At 55.7% G+C, this 1458-nt stretch carries 3 protein-coding genes; all 3 read right to left on the bottom strand.

The features are described from left to right. Positions 1-317: 317 nt before the first annotated feature. Positions 318-533: a DUF4287 domain-containing protein gene (locus LY625_RS13320; RefSeq protein ID WP_233740796.1), complete on the bottom strand. Its 216-nt coding sequence runs from the start codon at positions 531-533 to the stop codon at positions 318-320. A gap of 118 nt (positions 534-651) precedes the next feature. Next, positions 652-945, bottom strand: a complete 294-nt coding sequence (locus LY625_RS13315; RefSeq protein ID WP_233740795.1) for a hypothetical protein — start codon at positions 943-945, stop codon at positions 652-654. A gap of 125 nt (positions 946-1070) precedes the next feature. Next, complete coding sequence (locus LY625_RS13310; RefSeq protein WP_233740793.1) at positions 1071-1286, bottom strand: hypothetical protein; 216 nt, start codon at positions 1284-1286, stop codon at positions 1071-1073. Positions 1287-1458 lie beyond the last annotated feature (172 nt).

Here is a 1458-nt window from a genome sequence, read left to right as displayed (position 1 = left end):
AGGACTCCGCCCGATGCGGCCGTGAGATAGATCTCATCCAAGCCAGCAGGTGTTGGATCCAGAAGAGGCAGAAATGGGTCGTCTGCGTGGGGCAGCGCACTGCACCCGGAAGCAATGACCAGGAGCAGTGCCAAATTGGAGATCTTCTTCATCTGCGTCCTGACACCGGATTTACGCCGGTGCGAGTGATGGCGCTTGGCTTGAATCGAGCTGTCAGGTACCGCCACCCCGAGCGGAACCATCGCCTTCTGCGGACCCAAAGAGCTGGCTTGCAAGCTCCAACCTGGTTGGTGGAACGAAGCGGCTTGGACGCATTGTTAGGCCCCGTGCCGAGCTTTGTAATACGCGACAAGTGCATTGGCATGGCCGTGCCCAATCTTGTGCTCGGTCTTGAGGAAATTTACTTGCTCCATGTGCTTCTTATCCTGAACGGAGTCAAGGATCTTAAACCAGTGCGCCACAGGATTTCCGTAGTTCTTCTCGATAGACGGAAAGTACGAAGCCGGGCCTTTAATTTTTGTCTCCGTGGTCATGAGTAATCCTCGCTATTGGGATGGGGCAGGCAGATAGCCATCTTAGCTAGCTTAGCAAGCCTTTCTCATCCGACGAACGAGCTTGCATGAAATCGACATCAGGGGACTAATGCCAGAATTAAGCCGTGCCGCGAAGCGGCATCGGCTTGAATGATTTGTTAGGGCGCGCCCTTTGAGCAGCGATGAGGTGTTCAGCACGCTGTATGCGCACGCCGGCTTTTAGAGACAGAAAGGCCAAGGGAAGGAATATGAAGCATGTGATGATTAGTGCCACGAACGGCGAGCCCACGCCCCACAGGTCAAGAACGTGCAGCAACAGCGGAGAGCACGCCAGCGTGTAGGTGATCAGGTAAAGGAATAAGAAGAGCAGTTTTAACCCGCGTCTACGCCACACTTGGTCGTAGGGTGCCATGAACTGCAGCGGGTCGTCGTGTGAAGTGGTCCTGCGATGCTCGAGGTACTTGAAACCGAGCGAGTAATCGTGGATCGCCTGAGAAGGATTTTGAAGCTGCCACAGGTACTCAAGAGTCCGAAATTCTAGCGATGCGTCCCCGTTAGTGCGTGGCTGCCGCGCTGCCGGAGGAACTCGTGATCCGATGCCACGCCACGCAGGTCGGCGATGAACTCTTTGGCGAATTTGTACTCTTCCCTAAGCTGACTCTTGCGGCCTTTTAGAAGAGCAACGACTGAGACTCCAGCGGTGACGGAGCCGAACGCGATGGCCGCTAGCTTTGCTATGACTTCAATGTCCATCGCACTCCCCTTAGCGCCCTAGCACCAAGTAGACCCCACAAGTGGGGTGTATCCCCGATCTTGACGACACCGCTACGGCCGGTCAATCAGACAATTCGCACCCAAGAACAGGGGCTTGGCGGATGCCGCAGGTTGTAGCGCGCCCGCAAGCTTAAGCGATACACCCCACTAG

The sequence above is a fragment of the Lysobacter sp. GX 14042 genome (assembly GCF_021390425.1).
Taxonomy (GTDB): domain Bacteria; phylum Pseudomonadota; class Gammaproteobacteria; order Xanthomonadales; family Xanthomonadaceae; genus Novilysobacter.
This window is presented reverse-complemented; position numbering and strand designations above follow the sequence as displayed.